Source organism: Planococcus sp. APC 3906, from assembly GCF_030407685.1.
In the GTDB taxonomy this organism is placed as follows: Bacteria; Bacillota; Bacilli; order Bacillales_A; family Planococcaceae; genus Planococcus; species Planococcus koreensis.
The window spans coordinates 1-20,543 of record NZ_JASDCW010000004.1 but is presented as its reverse complement, the minus strand read 5'-3'; the positions used below and the strand labels follow the sequence as shown (position 1 = coordinate 20,543).

Here is a 20,543-nt window from a genome sequence, read left to right as displayed (position 1 = left end):
ATGGCAGGTAAGAAAGTTCCCAAAAATGGAAATCAATTTCTAATTCCCTGAATTCATTCCATTGAAAAAAGGCTGGTCTGCTTTTCAGCTCCCAGCCCTTTGGCATTTTATAATTTATCGACATAGCGTTTGGCATCGAGCAATGACATGCCGAATTCTTCACGCGCCTTCCTTACTGCCTCAATCGTTTTTCCATGATGCAGTAATTTGCGCAGCTCTTCATTGACCGCAAGTTCTGTTTCCGGCCGTGTACCAACGGCAAGCTCCCTGACGCGTTTTTCAAGCGCCTTGATGCGCTTATCGAGGCTGCTGAATAGAAGATATGCACCTAACACGAGCATGGCGATGACCGGCAAATACCATGTTCCATCCATCTCCTCATCCCCTTTCTGTTTAACGGGACGTTCGCTGCAGCCCATCAGTTCCTTTTTGGTAAAAATGTTCGCGCTCTTCCTGCGGCACCAGAGAACCGCCGGTTGCCCAGACGACATGTACGGCATTTGCCATATTCAAACCCCTTGCTGCTGCGTAGCCCGTGGACAGAATTTTCTGCGGCCCTGGAAACCCGGCAGCTGCGGACGGTTCGATGAACATGTTTTCGCTGTCGGACAAAAGCTTCAGTAATTTGAACAGCTCACCATCTTCCAATGTGTAAGCGCCGCTGACCAATTGTTCGCTGATGCTTGAGGCAAAACTTGATGGCCGTCCGACCGCAAGCCCATCTGCTTCTGTCCGGTTGTCGATGCCGAAATCCTGGACGCAGACCTTTTCCTTTTCTCCCGTCAACAAGCCGATCAGCACGGCCGGCGAATGGGTCGGTTCCGCAAAAAAGCAATGGACTGCATCTCCGTATACCTGCTTCAAGCCGAACGCGATGCCGCCAGGAGCTCCGCCGACGCCGCATGGCAAATAAACAAAGAGCGGATGCTCCCTGTCGATAATCATGCCTTGTTCCTGCAATTGCGATTTCAGCCGGACCGCAGCTGTGCTATAGCCGAGGAATAAATGCCGGGATTTTTCATCATCGACGAAATAGGCGGTTGGGTCCTGCTTCGTCGCTTCCCGCCCTTCCGAAATCGCTTTGCTGAAATCACCGCTGCATTCCCGCACCGTTGCGCCTTTCGCCCGCAATAAATCTTTCTTCCATTGTTTCGCATCGTCCGACATGTAAACTGTCGTTTGGAATCCGAGCTTCGCTCCGGCTATACCGATGCTCAAGCCAAGGTTTCCTGTCGAACCCACACCAAGCGAATAGCCGCTGAAGAACTGCCGGAACTGTTCACTGGCGAATTGGCTGTAATCTTTTGAAGCATCGATCATGCCCTCAGCCAAAGCCATTTGTTCCGCATGCTGCAGCACTTCGTAAATGCCGCCGCGTGCTTTTACTGAGCCAGCGATCGGCAAGTCGTTATCGCATTTTACGTAAAGTACGCCTTCGATTCCCGCTCCATACTGTGAATTCAATTGTGCTTTCATGCCATCAACTCGCTTTAATGGCGACTCGATGATGCCCCCTTGTGCCGCAGTCTCTGGAAAGGCTTCCGCAATAAACGGCGCAAAACGCTGCCACAATGCTTCTGCGTTTTCCATGTCTTGCCGGTTCACGGCCAAACCTTCCACTTGCGCCATCGTCCGTGCATTTGGATTCAGCCATGTAACTTCCTTAAGCTCTAAAATGTCCTTTAATAATGGGTATCTTTTTTTCCAGCCTTCGATTTCATTCACGTTGAATGCCATAATAATCCCCTTTCTTTTCCATATTGCTTTCATCATACAAGAAGCAGCGCAGGATTTCAGCAAATTATCCGCTATTAGCAATGGATTTTATCCTTTAGCTAGGCGTAAAAGAGAATTTCATGGCCGCTGCGAATGAAAAGAATGGCTTCCCACTATAATAGCGAAGATTTTATTTCCATTATTTTCATTTACTTCTTTTGAAACTTAAAATACTTTCTTTAAGCGCCACTTTACTTTCCCTCAAAGCGAAAATACTTCCCTTCAGCCCCAAAATACTTTCCAACGCCCGAAGCAAATAAAAAAGCCGACCCTCGGGTCAGCTCTTCAATGTGCCTGCTTTCAAGTTTTCGTGCCAATCTGCCAGCATCGGCAAATCTTCTTCGCGGATTGCTCCGGAGTCGATCGCTTCTTCCACAAGCGCTGGGAAATTCGTCAAGGTATGGAAGGTGAAGCCTGCTTCGCGAATCGCATCGATCGACTGCGGCAAATCATACGTGAAGATTGCCACGATGCCGAGCACGTCGAATCCGGCCGCTTTCAAGCCTTCAGCTGCCTGCAGCACCGACCCGCCTTTGGAAATCAAATCTTCCACGACGACCACTTTTTGTCCCTTTTTGACTTTGCCTTCGACCATATTGCCTTGGCCGTGCTCTTTCGCTTTCGAGCGCACGTAAACCATCGGCAGCTCCAGCAAGTCGCTGACCCATGCGGCGTGGGGAATGCCCGCTGTCGCTGTACCCGCCACCACTTGGCAGTCCGGGTAAAATTCTTCGATCAGCCCGGCCAAGCCTTTGGCGATTTCTTTGCGCACCGAAGGATAGGACATCGTCAGGCGGTTATCGCAGTAAATCGGCGATTTAACGCCTGACGCCCAGGTAAATGGTTCATGCGGACGCAATTCGACCGCCCCGATGCTCAATAATTGCCGCGCGATATGCTGTTTCATAATAGTCCGCTCCATTCGTTTTTGATTTGGCCATAGCTTGCAGCCGGATTTTCGGATTTCGTGATGGCGCGCCCGACGACAATATGCGTCGAACCTTTGAGCCTCGCCTCTTGGGGCGTTGCAATGCGTTTCTGGTCATCCGCAGCTGCGTCTGCCGGCCGGATGCCGGGTGTCACGCGCATGAAGCTTTCGCCGCACGCTTCGCCGATTGCTGCTGCTTCCAGCACCGAGCACACCACACCGTCAAGGCCCGCTTGCTTGGCCTTTATCGCGTAATGCAGCACCGAGTCGTGGAGGCTCGCAGCGATCAGTTGATCGCTGTGCATTTGTTCTTCGCTTGTTGACGTCAATTGTGTGACGGCAATCAGTTTTGTCGCCGACCCTGAAAGCCCACGCTTTGCGGCTTCCATCATTTCGACGCCCCCTGCCGCGTGGACGTTCGTCAAATCGACGCCCAGTTTCGCAAGTCCGCGCATGGCCGATTCGACCGTGTTCGGAATGTCGTGCAATTTCAGGTCCAGGAAAATGTCATGGCCCATCGCTTTGATGGTGCGCACCAAGTCCGGGCCTTCCTGGTAGAACAATTCCATGCCCACTTTGACAAATAAAGGCTCATTAAAACGGCTTAAAAATTCCTCCACTTGCTGTTTGCTGGAAAAATCGAGTGCAATGATGGGTTTATTCACAGGCGGTGGCTCCTTCCGACCAATTCTTCGACCGATTCATAGCCGAGGTCGTGCAGTTTTTCCGGCAACGCCGCGATGATTTCCGGGCACACGAACGGATTGACGAAGTTCGCCGTGCCGACTGCGACCGCATTGGCGCCGGCAGACAGGAAATCGATGACGTCCGTGACGTCCGTGATGCCGCCCATGCCGATGATCGGCAGGTTGGTATGCTTGCGCACTTCGTAGACCATGCGCAGCGCAACCGGTTTGATGGCAGGGCCTGATAAGCCGCCCGTGATGTTCGCAATGACCGGCCGCCCAGTTTTTTCGTCCAGGCGCATGCCGAGCAAGGTGTTGATCATCGTGATCCCGTCCGCTCCGCCTTCTTCGACCGCTTTGGCAAGCTGAACGATGTCGGTGACATTCGGCGATAATTTAACATAGACCGGCACCGACGACACGTCTTTCACGGCGCGCGTCAAGGCACGCGCAATGTTCGGATCCGTGCCGAACGTGATGCCGCCTTGCTTGACGTTCGGGCACGAGATGTTCAATTCCAGTGCATGGACATTCGGCGCACCGGAAATCGCCCGTGCGACTTCGACGTAATCTTCCGTCTGCGATCCTGCAACATTGGCGATGATCGATGTCTCGTATTGTTCGAGCCAAGGCAGTTCCGAAGCCATGACTTTTTCTAAGCCGGGATTCTGCAAACCGATAGCATTCAGCATGCCGGAGCTTGTTTCCGCAACACGTGGCGTCGGATTGCCGAGGCGCGTTTCAGCGGTTGTCGCTTTGATCATGATGGCGCCAAGCTGGGATAAATCATAAAGCTGTGCGTATTCCTTGCCGAAACCGAAGCAGCCGGAAGCTGGCATAATCGGGTTTTTCAGATTCAGCCCTGGCAAATTCACTGTTAAACTCGTCATACAATCACCACTCCCGCAGGAAATACAGGACCATCCGAACATACTTTGATGTAATCCGTTTCGCTTTTCGTTGTCCGGCAGACGCAGGCGAAGCATGCACCGATGCCGCAGCCCATCCGTTGTTCATAGGACAGGAATCCTTGCTTTTCCGGATACGCCCATTGCACCGCTTCCAGCATCGCAGTCGGCCCGCAGCTGTAATACGTGTCGAAATCCTTCGGCAATTCGTTGAGGATATGCGTCACAAATCCTTGTGTTCCGTGGGAGCCGTCGACGGTCGCAATATGCGTCTCGCCAAGCGCCTTGAATTTTTCTTCATAAAATACAGCTTCTTTGCTTTCAAAGCCCAGGATATGGACGGTTTCAACGCCTTTGGCATTCAATTGCTTCGCCAGCTGATAGAGAGGCGGCACGCCGATGCCGCCTCCGATCAAATAGGCTTTGGCCTTTGCGGCATCGACATCAAAGCCGTGGCCCAGCGGTCCGAGCACATCAATTGTGGCGCCGACCGCTTTTTCTGCCAATAGGCTGGTCCCGCGCCCTTCGGAACGGTAAATCATCGTGAACTGGGATTCTTCCCGGTTGATTTCCGCGATGGAAATCGGGCGGCGCAGCAGCGGTTCAAACGAATCCGCTACCCGGATGTGGACAAATTGCCCGGGTTCTTGCATGTCCTGCACCAAATCGCCTTTGACAATGAGTTCGAAAATGTTGCGGGCAATCTGCTGCTGCGAGACGACGACCATTTTTTCTTGTCTGATCATACACCTGCCCCCATTTCTTCAGCTGAGAATGTCATCGATTCGATGACGCCGAGCATGGCGCGTGCGGTATCAAGCGACGTCAGGCAAGGCACGCCGTTCTCCACGGATTCGCGGCGAATGCGGAAGCCGTCGCGTTCCGGCTGTTTGCCTCTCGTCAAGGTGTTGATGACCAGCTGCGCGCGGCCGTTTTGGATCGCATCGACCAATGTCGCGCCTTGTTCGCCGATTTTGCCGATTTCCTTGACGCGGATGCCGGCTTCTTCAAGCGTTTTCGCTGTTCCTTCTGTCGCCATGATCTGGTAGCCGATCGCCGTGAAGCGTTTCGCCAGGCCAACCGCTTCTTCTTTGTCTTTATCGGAAACTGTCATCAATACGGTGCCGTGGTCTTTGATTTCCATGCCTGCTGCGACAAGCCCTTTGTACAGCGCTTTTTCGAGCGTTGCGTCTTTGCCCATGACTTCCCCGGTCGATTTCATTTCCGGTCCGAGCGTAATGTCGACGCGGCGCAATTTCGCGAACGAGAACACCGGCACTTTGACGTAAACGCCTTTCGACAATGGTGCGAGCCCCGGCTTATAGCCTTGGCTGACAATCGACTGGCCGAGTATCGCTTTCATGGCAATGTTCGCCATCGGAATGGCGGTGATCTTGCTCATGAACGGCACCGTCCGGCTCGAGCGCGGATTCACTTCGATGACGAAGATCTCGCCGTTCGAGATGACGTACTGGATGTTCAGCAAGCCGACAATATTCAAGCCTTTCGCCAGGCGCGTCGTATAATCAACCAATGTGTCGAGCAATTCATCCGAAATGTTCTGCGTCGGATAAACCGCGATCGAGTCGCCAGAATGGACGCCCGCGCGTTCGATGTGTTCCATGATGCCAGGAATCAAGACGTTTTCACCGTCTGATATGGCATCGACTTCGATTTCAATCCCCGTCAAGTAGCGGTCGACCAAGATCGGATGTTCCGGGCTCGCTTCAACGGCATGCTCCATGTAATGGCGCAAATCCGCTTCGTTATAGACGATTTCCATCGCGCGCCCGCCCAGGACGTATGACGGCCGGACAAGTACCGGGTAGCCGATGTCGCCGGCAATGATGACGGCTTCCTGCGCAGATACCGCGGTTTTGCCCAAGGGCTGCGGAATGCCGATTTCGTGCAGCGCTGCTTCGAATTTATTACGATTTTCCGCACGGTCCAGATCTTCAAGCGACGTACCAAGAATCTTCACGCCGTGCTGTTCAAGCTTTTCAGCCAAGTTGATGGCGGTTTGCCCGCCGAATTGGACGACGACGCCTTTCGGCTGCTCGATTTCGATAATGTGCATGACATCTTCGACCGTCAACGGCTCGAAATACAATTTATCAGAGATCGAGAAATCGGTCGAGACGGTTTCCGGATTGCTGTTGATGATGATGGCTTCATAGCCCGCTTCTTTGATCGCCCATACCGAATGGACGGTGGCGTAATCGAATTCGACTCCTTGGCCGATGCGGATCGGGCCGGAACCGAGGACGATGATGCTTTCCTTGTCCGTTTTCACCGATTCGTTTTCGTCTTCGTACGTGCCGTAGAAATAAGGCGTTTCGGATTCGAATTCTGCGGCGCACGTATCGACCATTTTGTAGACAGGCATCAAACCTTGCTCTTTGCGCCATTCATAAACCTTTTCAGCGGAAGTTTCCCACAGCATCGCGATCGTCTTGTCTGCAAAGCCCATGCGTTTCGCTTTTTTCGCAGTCGCAAAATCGAATGGATGGCCTTTCAATACTTCCTCATAGCGGACGAGGTTCTCGAACTTCTTCAGGAAGAATAAATCAATTTGGCTCCAATCGTGGATTGCTTCGATCGTCACACCGCGGCGCAATGCTTCACCGATAAAGAACAAGCGCTCATCGCCGGCACGCCGGATGCGCTTCTCGATCCATTCGTCGCTCATGCCGTCGCCGTTCTTCAATGCCAAGTGGAACTGGCCTGTTTCCAGCGAGCGAACAGCTTTCATGATCGCTTCTTCAAACGTGCGGCCCATCGCCATAACTTCGCCAGTCGCTTTCATTTGCGTGCCGAGGTTGCGTTTTGCCGATTCGAATTTATCAAACGGCCAGCGCGGAATTTTCGCGACCACATAGTCGAGTGCCGGTTCGAAAGCGGCATATGTGCGGCCCGTCACCGGGTTCATCATTTCATCCAGCGTCAACCCGACGGCGATCTTCGCCGCAAGCTTCGCAATCGGGTAGCCTGTCGCTTTTGAAGCCAAGGCAGACGAACGGCTGACCCGCGGATTTACTTCGATGATGTAGTAATTGAAGCTGTCCGGATCGAGCGCGAGCTGCACGTTGCAGCCGCCTTCGATTTTCAGCGCCCTGATGATTTTAAGCGACACATTGCGGAGCATCTGATATTCCCGGTCCGACAAAGTCTGGCTCGGTGCGACAACGATCGAGTCGCCTGTGTGGATGCCGACCGGATCGATGTTTTCCATATTGCACACGACGATCGCAGTATCGTTGGCGTCGCGCATCACTTCATATTCGATTTCCTTAAAGCCGGCAATCGATTTTTCCAGCAGGCATTGCGTGACTGGGCTGTATTTCAAGCCGCTAGTAACGATTTCCTGTAAATCGTCATCATTATGGCAAATGCCGCCGCCAGTGCCGCCCAGCGTAAATGCCGGGCGTACAATTACCGGATAGCCGATTCGCTCAACAAATGTTTTCGCTTCTGCCATGTTGTGGATGATGTCGGAATCCGGAACCGGTTCGCCCAGTTCGTTCATCAAGGTGCGGAACAAGTCGCGGTCTTCCGCTTTATGGATTGCTTCCAGTTTCGTGCCCAGAATTTCGATTTCCAATTCTTCAAGAATGCCCGACTCGTCCAGCTCGATTGCCATGTTCAGGCCTGTTTGCCCGCCCAATGTCGGCAGCAAAGCGTCCGGCCGTTCTTTGCGCAAAATGCGGCTGACAAATTCAAGCGTAATCGGTTCAATGTACACTTTGTCTGCAATTTCCGTATCGGTCATGATCGTCGCCGGATTGGAGTTGATCAGGATGACCCGGTAGCCTTCTTCTTTCAATGCTAAACAGGCTTGAGTACCTGCGTAATCGAATTCTGCTGCTTGTCCGATGACGATCGGCCCCGATCCGATCACCAGAATGCTTTTGATATCTTGTCTTTTAGGCATATTGCTGCTCCTTTCGGTTTGCGCTCATCATTTCGATAAAACGGTCAAACAGGTAATTCGAATCTTCCGGCCCTGGCGAGGACTCCGGATGGTATTGCACAGTGAATGCCGGGTAATCCAAATGCGCCAGCCCTTCATTGGTGCCGTCGTTCAGCGCGCTATGCGTCACTTTCAGGCGCGTGCCCTGCAGCGTGTCTTCATCAACCGCGTAGCCGTGGTTTTGTGAAGTGATTTCCACTTTTCCGGTCGTCAAGTCCTTGACCGGATGGTTGCCTCCGCGATGGCCGAATTTCAATTTAAACGTATCCGCTCCGCAAGCGCGGGCAAACAGCTGATGGCCCAAGCAGATTCCGAAAATCGGCACCTGGCCAATCAATTCGCCGACCACTTCCACGCATTCCGGAACATCTTTCGGATCTCCCGGCCCGTTTGACAGCATGACGCCGTCCGGCCCCCACGCCATGATTTCCTTCGATGGCGTATTGTAAGGTACGACGATGACGTCGCAATCACGGTTGTTCAGTTCCCTCAGGATGCCATGCTTCATGCCATAATCGATCAACACGACGCGTTTGCCGCGTCCTGGGCTTGGGTATGGCCGTGCCGTTGAAACTTGCGCCACTTGATCATGCGGCAGAACGGTTTGCTGCAGTTTTTCCACCACGTCACTGACTTTCACTTCTTCGTTCGCTGCAGTCAACACGCCTTTGATTGATCCTTTCGAACGGATCAGGCGCGTCAATTTGCGCGTATCGATCCCGGCGATTCCCGGTATGCCTTTGCGCTCGAACAACTCATTTAAAGTCGAATTGCAGCGGAAGTTTGACGGGAAATCCGCCACTTCGCGCACCACCATGCCTTTGACTGCTGGCTCGATCGATTCGAAATCATCACTGTTGATGCCGTAATTGCCGATCAACGGATAAGTCATCGTGACGATTTGGCCGCAATAAGAAGGATCCGACAAAATTTCCTGATAGCCCGTCATGCTCGTATTGAACACCACTTCCCCGACCGATGCTTCTGTGCCGCCGAACGCTTCCCCTTCAAACACTGTTCCGTCTTCTAAGATCAAATAACGTTTCATAGGTTTTTTTCCTCCTGCCAAGCGATTTGTCCTTCGAATATTGTCATGACCGGCCAGCCTTTGCATGCCCAGCCGCCGAATGGCGTATTCTTGCCTTTCGATAAAAAGGCGTCTACATCGATTGGCTGTTCTTTCTCCAGATCCAACAGCACCAAGTCGGCGCTTTGCCCGGTTTCAATTTTTCCGTACGGCAAGCCGAATGTTTCACATGGCTTTTTCGTCATCCAATCGATCAGCTGCTGGAGCGTCCATTTGCCGGTTTCGACGTAATGCGTGTACAGCAGCGGAAACGCCGTTTCTAAGCCGACGATGCCAAACGGCGCTTTTTCCATGCCGTTCGACTTTTCTTCCAGCGTATGCGGCGCATGGTCCGTTACGATAAAGTCGATTGTGCCGTCAAGCAATCCTTCGTGCAGCGCTTCAACATCTTCCTTGGCCCGCAGGGGCGGGTTCATTTTCCAGTTGGCGTCGTCTCCCGGAATGTCATCTTCGCTGAGCAGCAAATGGTGCGGGCAGACTTCGGTCGTCACATGGACGCCTGCGCGCTTCGCATCGCGGATGATGCGCACTGATTCCTTCGTCGACACATGGCAGACGTGGTAATGTGCGCCTGCTGCTTCAGCAAGAAGGATGTCGCGTGCGATATGGACCGATTCCGCAACCGACGGAATGCCCTTCAGCCCCAATTCCTTGCTGCGTTTGCCGTCGTGCATGACGCCGTCGTAGATCAAGCTATTGTCTTCGCAATGCGCGACAACCGTCATGCCGATTTTTGCTGCATCCTGCATCGTCTCAAACATCATTCCCGCCTGCTGGATTCCGACGCCGTCATCCGTAAACGCGAACGCGCCGTTTTCTTTCAGTTCATTCAAGTTCGTGCGTTCTTTCCCTGCTTCGCGGATCGTGATCGAAGCGTACGGCAAAACCCGGATAAGCGCATTTTTCTCGATCAAGTTATTGACGAGCTCAAGGTTTTCTTTCGTGTCCGGCACAGGCCGTGTATTCGGCATGGCGCAGATCGTCGTGTATCCGCCTTTTGCCGCTGAATGTGTGCCGGTTTCGATTGTTTCTTTCCCTTCGCCGCCCGGTTCACGCAAATGCACATGAACGTCTACAAACCCTGGTGCGATCATCCGGCCATTGCCGTCTATTTCTGTTTCCCCTTGCGAAGCCAATCCGCTTCCGATTTCAGCGATTTTGCCGTCCGCCACCCTTATATTCGTTAAAGCCATTTCGCCTTCTGTCAGCATGTTTACGTTTTTGATGAATAAATCCATTCTCAATCTCTCCCTTTCATTGCGTATTCAAGCACGGCCATCCGGACATAAACGCCATTGGCCATTTGTTTGAAAATCCGTGAACGTTCGCATTCCACCAGGCTGTCTGCAATCTCGACGCCGCGGTTGATCGGCGCCGGGTGCATGATGATCGCCGAATCTTTCATTTTCCGTTCCCGTTCTAAGGTCAAGCCGTATTTCTCGTGGTAATCTTCTTTTGAAAACAAAGCTGAAACGGCATGCCGTTCATGCTGGACGCGCAGCATCATGACAACGTCTGTGTCGCTGATGAAATCGTCGAGTTTTTCAGATGTCTGGTAATCTCCGCTCCATTCTTCCGGGCAGATAAAGGACACTTTCGCCCCCAGCTTTTCCAGCGCAGAAGCATTCGATTTCGCTACCCGGCTATGGGCGATATCCCCGACAATTGTAACGTGGATGCCTTCGATGCGGCCGAATTCCTGGTGAATCGTCAGCAAGTCCAGCAATGATTGCGTCGGATGCTGCCCCGAACCGTCCCCGCCGTTGATGACCGCGACGCTGCAGCCCACCAGCTCTTCGTAATAGGCTTCTTCTTCGTGCCGGATGACGACCGCGTCGACGCCGATCGCTTCGAGCGTCTTCACCGTGTCGTATAAGGTTTCGCCTTTCAGGATGCTGGAAGCTGCTGTTTCAAAAGGCAGCACGGTCATGCCCAGCTTGTGTTCAGCCATCTCAAAGCTCATTTTCGTTCGGGTGCTCGGCTCAAAAAACAAATTGACCGCCGTACCTGCTTGCACGCTCCGCGCCCCTTTTTCGAATTCATCCGCCCGCTTCAGCAAAGCCATGATTACTGCGTTGTCCATATTGTCCATGCTCAATACATTCGGCACATCATTCCACTCCTTTGGTTTAAAAAAAACGCCTTCCCAGGAGCAGGAAGGCGTGAGGAAAAAAGCGCAGTCTGTGCCCTTTTTCACTTCCCTTTCCATGCCTCTCTGGACATTCATTAAAAGGTGTTTATTCAGATTCAAAATCGATTTCTTGTTTGACGCGCCCCGGCAAGATCAAATTCAGCAAGACGCCGATGATTGCAGCGAGCGCCATTCCTTCGATCGAGAACGTTTCACTGAACTCGATTTTCGCTCCGCCGATTCCGATGACCAGGATGACTGACGAGATGACCAAATTCCGTTTTTCGCCGAAGTCGATTTTATTGTCGACCAGCATGCGCAAGCCCGATGAAGCGATGATGCCGAACAGCAGGATGGAAATCCCGCCAAGCACTGCGGCTGGAATCGTTTCGATGGCCGCCATCAGTTTTCCGAAGAAGGAGAAGAGTATAGCGAACACGGCAGCGCCGATGATGACGTAGATGCTGTAGACCCTTGTGATAGCCAAGACGCCGATGTTTTCGCCGTACGTGGTTTTCGGCGGTCCGCCGACCAAGGAAGACACAAGCGTTCCAAGTCCGTCTCCAAGGATTGAGCGGTGAAGCCCCGGGTCTTTTATGTAATTGCGTTTGACGATTTTCCCAAGAACGAGCTGGTGTCCGATGTGTTCTGAAATCGTGACAATGGCAATTGGCACCATGATGAACAGCAATGTCGGTGTTACCGTGAAGCTATAATCGATGCCAGGAAGCAGGAAGTCCGGTACCTGGAACCAGCTCGCTTGGCCGATCACCGTATAGTCGATGATGCCGATGGCCGCTGAATAGGCGTAGCCGACGATGATGCCAATCAGAATCGGCATCAGGCTGATGATGTTTTTAAAATAAAGATTGCAGATAATGGCTGTGGCCAATGTCACCAGCGCCGCTGAGAAATGCAGCATGCTGTATGCGGAGCCGCCGTCCGCTGTCGGGATGTTCATTGCCATTCCAACCGCAGTGCCCGATAAGGCTAACCCGATGACGATAATGACAGGGCCGACGACGATCGGCGGCAGCAGGTCCATGAGCCAGCGGTAACCGGTCTTCCAGATGAGCAGCGCGGTCAAAGCGTATACCACCGAGACGAACATGGCGCCGATCATTGCCGATCCGATGCCCCCGGTTTCCGTCGCGATCGTTATCGGCACGATAAACGCAAATGACGAGCCAAGATAAGCCGGCACTTTAAACTGGGTGATGAGGATGAAGATGATGGTTGCGATGCCGCTTGTCAAAAGTGCGATCGCCGGGCTCAGGCCTACAAGTTTCGGAACCAGGATTGTCGCTCCGAACATGGCGAACATATGCTGCAGGCTCAAGGAGATCCATTGGGCCGTTTTCGGTTTGTCTTGTACATCCAATATTGCTTCAGTCACAGTCAATTCTCTCCAATCCTATTCGTGTATTGCTACGCGGTCGCTGCCGTCGCTTTCCATCATTTGAACGACGATGCGTTCGTTGCTTGAGGTCGGGATATTCTTGCCGACGAAATCGGCGCGGATTGGGAGTTCCCGGTGGCCCCTGTCGATCAGCACCGCCAATTGGATCTGTGCCGGGCGCCCGAGGTCCATGACCGCGTCCATCGCAGCCCGTACGGTGCGTCCTGTGTATAGCACATCATCCACCAGTACGACTTTCTTGTTCGAGATGTTGTGCGAGATGTCTACTTGCTGGACAAGAGGTTCCTTGTTCTGGTTTTTGACGCTTAAGTCGTCCCGGTAAAGCGTGATGTCCAGTTCACCGGTCATGATCGGCTTGCCTTCAATCTGCTCGATCCGCTCAGCCAGCCGCTTTGCGATGAATGCGCCCCGCGTTTTGATGCCGACGAGCACACACTCGTCGATGCCTTTATTGCGTTCGATGATTTCATGCGCGATGCGGGTGATTGCCCGTGCAATTGCTTTTTCATCTAAAATATCCGCTTTCTCTACCATGCTTACACTCCTTTTCCAAATAAAAAACCCTCTTGCCAGAGGGCAAGAGGGTTTATGCGCAGAAAAATTAGGCACGGAGGGACCATTCCTCCGGCTTTCGCGTAAATACCTTCTCAGCCTCTCTGGACTGATATTAAAGGTGATGCTTATTCGATTGATTTTTCTCAGTATAAAACAGGAAGTTCCGCTTTGTCAATCCTTGTCGCGGAGAGATTCCAAAAGCTCGGAGAATTCTGCAGGAGGCTCAGCTGAGAATTCCAGGTATTCGCCTGTTTTCGGATGATTGAAACCGATGACTTCAGCATGCAATGCCTGGCCGCCGAAATCGATTGTTTTCTTCGGTCCGTATTTCGGATCTCCGACCAGCGGGAAGCCGATGTATTTCATATGGACGCGGATTTGGTGCGTGCGCCCTGTTTCCAAACGGCATTCCACCAATGTGTAATTGCCAAAACGCTCTAATACACGGAAATGGGTGACGGCATGTTTGCCTTTATCGATAACTGCCATTTTTTGGCGATCTTTCGTATCGCGTCCAATCGGTGCATCGATTGTCCCTTTATCGTGCGGGATGTGGCCGTGCACAAGCGCTACATATTTCCGTGTCACTGTTTTCTTCACCAATTGGTCGACAAGCGAATTATGCGATGCGTCGTTTTTCGCAACCATCAGCAATCCGGATGTATCTTTATCGATGCGGTGGACAATCCCAGGACGGACTACACCATTGATGCCGGACAAATCTTTAATCTGGAACATCAAGCCGTTGACCAGCGTGCCTTTTGAGTGGCCAGGAGCCGGGTGCACAACCATGCCTTTCGGTTTGTTGACGACGAGCACATCGGCGTCTTCGTAAACGATCTCCAAATTCAAATCTTCCGGCACAACGTCCAGCTCTTCCAAGGAAGGCGGTGTAACGACAATGATGTCTTCCGGGCGTACTTTGTAATTCGGTTTAACGGTCTCGCCATTGACTTTCACTGCGCCATCTTTCACCCAGTTTGCAATTTGCGAGCGCGACCAGTCTTCGTCGATCGATGATACAGCTTTATCGATGCGGACTCCGGCCATTTCTTCAGTTATTTGTATTGTCAAATCTTCAATTTCCATTAAGACACCTTTTTCTTTTGTTGTTTTTCGTCATAAAAAACGAATATGACCATTAGCACTACACCAACTGTCAATGCTGCATCAGCTACATTGAAAATCGGAAAATCATAATTGATGACAGGAATGAGCACATCCACGAAATCGACGACTTCGCCTCTCGCCATACGGTCGATAAAATTACCGATCGCACCGCCCAGGATCAGCATCAAGCTCCATTGGAACAGCGGCTGCCCTTTGGCATGTTTGTGGAAATAATAGATGATGCCGATGATTACGCCGACCGTAATAATGGCAAACAGCCACATTTGGCCTTCCAGCATCCCCCACGCCGCCCCGCGGTTGCGGTGCGACAGCCAGCCCAGATACGGGTCGATGACCGGAATGCGTTCACCCAGTTCCATATTTTTCAACACGAGCCATTTGGTCCACTGGTCGATGGCTACGATCAGTATAGCTATTGCATAATAAATAAACATGTGTTTCCCCCGTCAATTCAGCAGTCATCCTATTTTACCACAAACCGCACCAAAAGAATATCCGGCTCTGCAAGTCAGAAACTGCTCCGAATATATGAATTGAACAAAAAAAGTTTCATATTAAAAATCGCTTCGGTCGCTTTGGACAAAGCAAAGACGATTGCTCCTGCGCAAGCTCGTCGCAAAGGAGTTGCCGAAAGTGCCGGCACCACCTTGGCTCTCGCTATGAGCCGAGAAAAGCACTCGTCTCCTTGCTAAGACCTTTCTTCTTCTGCATCGCTGCGCTAGCTTCGAAGCAAAGGAAATATCCCAAATTCCATTTGGCCATTTCCTTGCCTAGCCCTTGGACGCGCCTCCGCTAAAATATCTCTCGATATGGAGCAAAACAGCGGAGAAAACCTTACTGCTCCTGTCTCTGCATAGCTACGCTAGCTTCGAGACATTGAAGTGCGTTGCAGTGCTCCGCACTTCGCCGCAAAGAATTGCCCTCGCAGGCTTCGGTCAACTCTTGTCCGCGGCAAAAAATATGTGCTCCTGCAGCACTTCGTGCTTCGTCGCAAAGGTATCTACCCAATTCTTGGGTCGATACCTTCGTAGCTGTTTTGCGGAATATCGATTATGAATATTCATTTGTTCAACTCAAATAGCAAAATTAAGCAGAAAAAAGGTCTAGAACACCGGAGACTCCGGCATTCCAGACCTTTTCATTTTACTTAAGCGAATTGTTTTTCCACTACATTGGCACAGCGCGGGCATAATGCCGGATGCGCTTCGCTTGTGCCGATTTCCTGGGAAATCGTCCAGCAGCGTTCACATTTCTCGCCTTGTGCTTTTTCAACAACAACTGCAGCGTCCCCGAATTTCAACGCGTGTTCTGGAGCTTGCTCCAGCGAACCGCCGAATTCATATTGGGAGACGATGAACAATTGAGCAGGGTTTTCATCGATTGATGATAACAGATCGCTAAGTTCACTGCTTCCGTAAACCGTCACTTTAGCTTCAAGCGATTTACCGATTGTTTTCGCTGCACGTGCTTCTTCAAGCGCTTTTAGCACATCGTCGCGCTTGTCCATGAATTTTGTCCATTTCGCATCCAAGTCTTCGAATGCCGGGTTTTTATCCACTTCCGGGAAGTCAACCAGCTGGACGCTGTCTTCAGTTACGAAATCAAGGTAGCCCCACATTTCATCCGTTGTGTGCGGGATGATCGGCGTTGCCAATTTCAAAATCGCCATCAGCGAGTCGAACATCACTGTTTGCATTGCGCGGCGGTGCGGATGATCAGCCGCTTCGATATAGACGACATCTTTCGCAACGTCGAGGTAGAACGAGCTCAAATCATTCGCGCAATAGCCATTCAATGCGTGATAGATTGAGGAGAATTCATATGTTTCATAGCCTTTGCGCACTGCTTCGATCATTTTCTGCAATTTCATGGCCATGTATTGGTCCATTTCACGCATGTCTTCGAATGCAACGCGGTGTTCTTGTTCATTAAAATCAGCCAAGTTCCCGTGAAGGAATTTCAGCGTGTTGCGGATTTTGCGGTAAACTTCAGAAACTTGCTTGAAGTTTTCGTCTGAAACGCGCACATCTGCCGTGTAATCGACTGAAGCAACCCACATGCGTAAGATGTCCGCTCCCATTTGGTTCATGACTTTTGCAGGCACAATAACGTTGCCGAGCGATTTGCTCATTTTACGTCCATTGCCGTCAAGCGTAAAGCCATGGCTCAAAATGCCTTTATATGGAGCAATGCCATTGATTGCGACACTTGTCGTCAGCGATGAGTTGAACCAGCCGCGGTATTGGTCAGATCCCTCCAAATAAAGGTCTGCCGGATAGTTCAGCTCTTCCCGTTCTACCAACACCCCTTGATGCGATGAACCGGAATCGAACCAGACGTCCATGATGTCCGTCTCTTTCGTGAATTTGCCATTCGGGCTGCTTGGATGCGTAAAGCCTTCTGGCAATAGCTCCTCGACAGAACGCTCAAGCCAAACATTCGATCCGTGTTCACGGAACAAGCCTGCGATATGTGCGATTGTTTCTTCAGTGATGATCGGATCGCCATTTTCCGCATAGAATACCGGAATCGGCACGCCCCAGACACGCTGGCGTGAAATGTTCCAGTCGCCGCGGTCGCGCAGCATGTTGAACAGACGGGTTTCGCCCCATGCTGGTGTGAATGTTGTTTCATTGATCGCTTTCAGGATTTGGTCGCGGAACGCATCGATTGATACGAACCATTGCGCCGTAGCACGGTAAATAACCGGTTTCTTCGTGCGCCAGTCATGTGGGTACGAGTGGGTGATGAATGATAATTTCTCAAGTGCACCGGCATTGTCCAATGCTTCGGTGATTGTTTTATTGGCTTTGTCGTAGAATTCGCCTTCAAAACCAGGAGCTTCAGCAGTCATGACGCCGCGCTCATCAACTGGGCATAGAACGTCCAAGCCGTATTTTTTACCGACTAGGAAATCGTCTTCCCCGTGTCCAGGCGCAGTGTGAACGCAGCCAGTACCGGAATCCGTTGTAACGTGTTCGCCAAGCATGACCAAAGAAGTGCGGTCGTATAATGGGTGTTTCGTCAAAATGTGCTCCAGTTCAGCACCTTTAAGCTCACGCACCACTTCATAATCCGCCCATTCCAATTCTTTCGCCACTTCATCCAATAAAGCGCGAGCGATGACGAACAACGAACCGTTCACTGAAACTTCCACGTAATCCAATTCCGCGTGAACCGTGATGCCGAGGTTTGCTGGAATCGTCCATGGCGTCGTCGTCCAGATGATCAATTTAGTGCCTTCAGCCAACACGCCTTTACCGTCAGTTACCGGGAACGACACATAGATAGAAGGAGATTTCTTGTCATGATATTCGATTTCAGCTTCAGCCAGCGACGATTCGCTTGATGGAGACCAGTAAACGGGTTTCAGGCCTTTATAGATATAGCCTTTATTCGCCATTTTTCCAAAAACTTCGATTTGGCGAGCTTCATAAGCTGGAGCTAGCGTAACATACGGATTTTCCCAATCGCCGCGGACACCGATGCGCTTGAATTGTGAACGCTGGTTGTCGATTTGCTCATAAGCGTATTCTTCACAAAGCTTGCGGAATTCGGCAAGCGACATTTCCTTGCGGTTTACGCCTTTATTTGTCAAAGCCTGTTCGATCGGCAAGCCGTGCGTATCCCAGCCTGGAACGTAAGGTGCATTAAAGCCCATCATAGAACGAGAGCGGACAACCATATCTTTCAGCACCTTGTTCAGGGCGTGGCCCATGTGAAGATCGCCATTCGCATATGGCGGTCCATCATGAAGAATGAAGAACGGACGCCCTTTTGTGCGGTCCTGTACCTTTTTATAGATATCCATTTCTTCCCATCTTTTTTGCATTTCAGGTTCGCGGTTCGGCAAATTGCCCCGCATCGGAAAATCTGTTTTCGGCATCAATAACGTATCTTTGTATTCCATTTCAATTCCTCCTAAGAACATAATAAAGAGCCCCCCATCCCTGGAAAGGGACGAGAAGCTCTCGCGGTACCACCCTTGTTGCAGCCGAAGCTGCCACTCGATCGCCGTATCGTGGCTCAACGGAAGCGGCTACTGGATTTTCGCCGTTTCTGCTCAAGAGTGATATTCCCCAAAACATTGTCACCAGGCTCTCACTAACCCTGGCTCGCTTTGTCCAATATGGATTGGGTACTGTCTCTGTCTACGCATTATTTATATTTGTTAATTATAAAAGTTGATAAGACCAGCGTCAAGCTTAGTAAACTTCTCTTTTCTCTTCAAGTTTATCCAGCGTTGTCGTGTCGATATCGTATTCCATTAATGTTTCCCAGTCATCCGTATCGATCAGATCAAGCTGCGCTTCCACCAGCATTCTGAAACGGTTGCGGAAAACTTTCGATTGCTTTTTCAGCTCATCGATTTCCATGGCGATGCGGCGGGCTTTCGTCAATGATTCGTTAACAATGCGATCTGCATTTTTCTCTGCTTCGCGTACAATCAACTTTGCTTCTTTTTGGGAATTGCGGCGCACTTCCTCAGCGGCTTCCTGTGCAACAACTATCGACTTTTGAAGCGTCGTTTCAATCGTTGTGAAATGGCCGACTCGCTCGTCCGTCTGTTTCAGGCGGTCTTCAAGCTCTTTCTTTTCTCGCATCAGCATTTCGTAATCTTTGATGATCTGGTCCAGGAATTCATTTACTTCGTCTTCCTGATAGCCGCGGAATCCTCGGCCGAACTCTTTATTATGTATATCCAAAGGGGATAATGGCATTGTGTGAACCTCTCCTTAACTAATCTGCGTTACTACCCATTATACAGTCCAAGGCAGTAAATATCAGTATTATTTTACTTTTTTTCAAAACAGCTGCTATTTCGCTGTGTCCAATCTGCCAATCTGCAGACGCACTTTATCCTTTTTCGTACGCCCTTCGATCATCCCGACTTTAATCCGCCCATATCCGCGCGACGAAATGATATCGGATTCATTCAATTCAAAAGACGGCTGTTCCTGGACAGTCCAATTGACTTTCACTTTCCCGCCGTTGATCAGCGCCGCTGCTTTCTGGCGCGAAATATTGTAGATGGAGCTGACAACCGTATCGAGCCGAAGCGAACTGACCGTATGGCTTTCTTCCGACCATTCTTCTGTCACTTTGATGAAATCGAGCTCATTCGTGACTTCCTCAAGCTGGACTTTGACTTTCGCCGCCATCGTGAAATTCGCTTGAAGATATGCCTTCACTTCATCCGCCACTGCAATTTGGATTCGCTGTCCATCGATGCGAATATCACCGTACTTATTGCGGTCAAGGCCGATTGACATCATGGATCCCAGGATGTCGGGGTGTTTCAGGGTAATGAATTTAACCGGATACCGGATTTCGAAAACCGTAATCTGAAAATCATCTTTCTGCAGTTCGTAATATGACGGATACAGCAAAACGCGTTGCCGTTCCGCATCCTCGAAGCGGCCGGATGCCGCCACGCCAATATCACTTGCGCCAATCACCGACTGGACGATAAAACGCTGCCGGGGATCCAGGAAATCCGTGAGCCGTGGAGTATATCTGTCTTCGACATCAATCATCCAGCCCGAAACTTGTTCGATAAATTGCTGCTCATCTTTCCGGAAATGCTGAAACAAAGAATCCATAATAAACGCCCCTTTCTCTTTTTTTGGTATTGTTTAATGATTTCTAGTTAATTAGTTTGACGACATTCAGAAAAACAGCCCCGCAAGCCCATATGCTCATGTCTCTGTCTCTGTCTCTGCATCGCTCCGCTAGCTTCGAGAAATGAAAGACCGTTGCATCGCTGCGCTAGCTTCGAGACAGAAAGTGCGTTTCATCGCTGCGCCCTCGGGAGTCAGGACTGTTTTGCTCCATGCTTGGAGACTCGGAAGAAACTGTAGCAAGTGTATCTTTTGTGTTCTTTGTTCAAAAAATGATTCTCTATTAAGAAAAACCTTTGAATGAAGCGGAAGGCGGCGACTCCTGCGGGA

17 protein-coding genes and 1 other annotated feature are annotated in these 20,543 nt (G+C 51.0%); all 17 genes read right to left on the bottom strand.

Translation table 11 applies throughout. The features are described from left to right. Positions 1–107 precede the first annotated feature (107 nt). The 17 genes from QMA09_RS03630 to QMA09_RS03550 all read right to left on the bottom strand — a co-directional run bounded on the left by QMA09_RS03630 (position 108) and on the right by QMA09_RS03550 (position 20,195). Positions 108–374, bottom strand: coding sequence for a hypothetical protein (locus QMA09_RS03630; protein ID WP_290212153.1), 267 nt, complete (start codon positions 372–374; stop codon positions 108–110). Between the two features lie 19 nt (positions 375–393). After that, positions 394–1,737 (bottom strand): D-serine ammonia-lyase, encoded by a 1,344-nt coding sequence (locus QMA09_RS03625; protein ID WP_290212048.1) that lies wholly within the window; start codon positions 1,735–1,737, stop codon positions 394–396. Positions 1,738–2,053: 316 nt separating this feature from the next. Beyond that, on the bottom strand, positions 2,054–2,683 hold the full coding sequence (pyrE, locus tag QMA09_RS03620; protein WP_290212047.1) for an orotate phosphoribosyltransferase: 630 nt from the start codon (positions 2,681–2,683) through the stop codon (positions 2,054–2,056). Beyond that, positions 2,680–3,369, bottom strand: coding sequence for an orotidine-5'-phosphate decarboxylase (pyrF, locus tag QMA09_RS03615; RefSeq protein WP_290212046.1), 690 nt, complete (start codon positions 3,367–3,369; stop codon positions 2,680–2,682). Before pyrF ends, pyrE begins: the two co-directional genes overlap by 4 nt. Then, on the bottom strand, positions 3,366–4,280 hold the full coding sequence (locus QMA09_RS03610; protein WP_290212045.1) for a dihydroorotate dehydrogenase: 915 nt from the start codon (positions 4,278–4,280) through the stop codon (positions 3,366–3,368). The genes pyrF and QMA09_RS03610 overlap by 4 nt, the downstream gene beginning before the upstream one ends. Further along, positions 4,277–5,044: a dihydroorotate dehydrogenase electron transfer subunit gene (locus QMA09_RS03605; protein WP_290212044.1), complete on the bottom strand. Its 768-nt coding sequence runs from the start codon at positions 5,042–5,044 to the stop codon at positions 4,277–4,279. Before QMA09_RS03605 ends, QMA09_RS03610 begins: the two co-directional genes overlap by 4 nt. Further along, on the bottom strand, positions 5,041–8,229 hold the full coding sequence (gene carB, locus QMA09_RS03600; RefSeq protein WP_290212043.1) for a carbamoyl-phosphate synthase large subunit: 3,189 nt from the start codon (positions 8,227–8,229) through the stop codon (positions 5,041–5,043). The genes QMA09_RS03605 and carB overlap by 4 nt, the downstream gene beginning before the upstream one ends. Further along, positions 8,222–9,316: a carbamoyl phosphate synthase small subunit gene (locus QMA09_RS03595; protein ID WP_290212042.1), complete on the bottom strand. Its 1,095-nt coding sequence runs from the start codon at positions 9,314–9,316 to the stop codon at positions 8,222–8,224. The genes carB and QMA09_RS03595 overlap by 8 nt, the downstream gene beginning before the upstream one ends. After that, positions 9,313–10,593, bottom strand: coding sequence for a dihydroorotase (locus tag QMA09_RS03590; protein WP_290212041.1), 1,281 nt, complete (start codon positions 10,591–10,593; stop codon positions 9,313–9,315). The genes QMA09_RS03595 and QMA09_RS03590 overlap by 4 nt, the downstream gene beginning before the upstream one ends. 2 nt (positions 10,594–10,595) lie before the next feature. Next, positions 10,596–11,465, bottom strand: a complete 870-nt coding sequence (locus QMA09_RS03585) for an aspartate carbamoyltransferase catalytic subunit (protein WP_135503737.1) — start codon at positions 11,463–11,465, stop codon at positions 10,596–10,598. 127 nt (positions 11,466–11,592) lie between these two features. After that, positions 11,593–12,882 carry a solute carrier family 23 protein gene (locus tag QMA09_RS03580; protein ID WP_135503735.1) on the bottom strand — a complete coding sequence of 430 codons (1,290 nt, stop codon included), beginning with the start codon at positions 12,880–12,882 and terminating at the stop codon, positions 11,593–11,595. An 18-nt stretch (positions 12,883–12,900) separates the two neighbouring features. Beyond that, the gene (pyrR, locus tag QMA09_RS03575; protein WP_183736406.1) at positions 12,901–13,440 is read right to left on the bottom strand and encodes a bifunctional pyr operon transcriptional regulator/uracil phosphoribosyltransferase PyrR; all 540 of its coding nucleotides are present in this window, start codon (positions 13,438–13,440) and stop codon (positions 12,901–12,903) included. 192 nt (positions 13,441–13,632) lie between these two features. After that, complete coding sequence (locus QMA09_RS03570; protein ID WP_135505520.1) at positions 13,633–14,544, bottom strand: RluA family pseudouridine synthase; 912 nt, start codon at positions 14,542–14,544, stop codon at positions 13,633–13,635. Positions 14,545–14,549: 5 nt separating this feature from the next. After that, positions 14,550–15,026, bottom strand: a complete 477-nt coding sequence (lspA, locus tag QMA09_RS03565; protein ID WP_135505518.1) for a signal peptidase II — start codon at positions 15,024–15,026, stop codon at positions 14,550–14,552. A gap of 713 nt (positions 15,027–15,739) precedes the next feature. Continuing rightward, the gene (ileS, locus tag QMA09_RS03560; protein ID WP_290212040.1) at positions 15,740–18,502 is read right to left on the bottom strand and encodes an isoleucine--tRNA ligase; all 2,763 of its coding nucleotides are present in this window, start codon (positions 18,500–18,502) and stop codon (positions 15,740–15,742) included. Positions 18,503–18,545: 43 nt separating this feature from the next. After that, positions 18,546–18,755: a binding site (T-box leader), on the bottom strand. A 42-nt stretch (positions 18,756–18,797) separates the two neighbouring features. Beyond that, positions 18,798–19,313, bottom strand: coding sequence for a DivIVA domain-containing protein (locus QMA09_RS03555; RefSeq protein WP_135505515.1), 516 nt, complete (start codon positions 19,311–19,313; stop codon positions 18,798–18,800). 96 nt (positions 19,314–19,409) lie between these two features. Further along, a complete protein-coding gene (locus tag QMA09_RS03550; RefSeq protein WP_135505513.1) occupies positions 19,410–20,195 on the bottom strand; it encodes a YlmH family RNA-binding protein in 786 nt (261 codons plus the stop codon). Between the last annotated feature and the right edge of the window lie 348 nt (positions 20,196–20,543).

Coding starts and splice junctions, on each gene's coding strand:
- lspA (WP_135505518.1), bottom strand. CDS start 15,026: ATGTTTATTTATTATGCAATAGCTATACTGATCGTAGCCATCGACCAG.
- QMA09_RS03630 (WP_290212153.1), bottom strand. CDS start 374: ATGGATGGAACATGGTATTTGCCGGTCATCGCCATGCTCGTGTTAGGT.
- carB (WP_290212043.1), bottom strand. CDS start 8,229: ATGCCTAAAAGACAAGATATCAAAAGCATTCTGGTGATCGGATCGGGG.
- pyrE (WP_290212047.1), bottom strand. CDS start 2,683: ATGAAACAGCATATCGCGCGGCAATTATTGAGCATCGGGGCGGTCGAA.
- QMA09_RS03555 (WP_135505515.1), bottom strand. CDS start 19,313: ATGCCATTATCCCCTTTGGATATACATAATAAAGAGTTCGGCCGAGGA.
- ileS (WP_290212040.1), bottom strand. CDS start 18,502: ATGGAATACAAAGATACGTTATTGATGCCGAAAACAGATTTTCCGATG.
- QMA09_RS03590 (WP_290212041.1), bottom strand. CDS start 10,593: ATGGATTTATTCATCAAAAACGTAAACATGCTGACAGAAGGCGAAATG.
- QMA09_RS03610 (WP_290212045.1), bottom strand. CDS start 4,280: ATGACGAGTTTAACAGTGAATTTGCCAGGGCTGAATCTGAAAAACCCG.
- QMA09_RS03550 (WP_135505513.1), bottom strand. CDS start 20,195: ATGGATTCTTTGTTTCAGCATTTCCGGAAAGATGAGCAGCAATTTATC.
- QMA09_RS03625 (WP_290212048.1), bottom strand. CDS start 1,737: ATGGCATTCAACGTGAATGAAATCGAAGGCTGGAAAAAAAGATACCCA.
- pyrR (WP_183736406.1), bottom strand. CDS start 13,440: ATGGTAGAGAAAGCGGATATTTTAGATGAAAAAGCAATTGCACGGGCA.
- QMA09_RS03605 (WP_290212044.1), bottom strand. CDS start 5,044: ATGATCAGACAAGAAAAAATGGTCGTCGTCTCGCAGCAGCAGATTGCC.
- QMA09_RS03595 (WP_290212042.1), bottom strand. CDS start 9,316: ATGAAACGTTATTTGATCTTAGAAGACGGAACAGTGTTTGAAGGGGAA.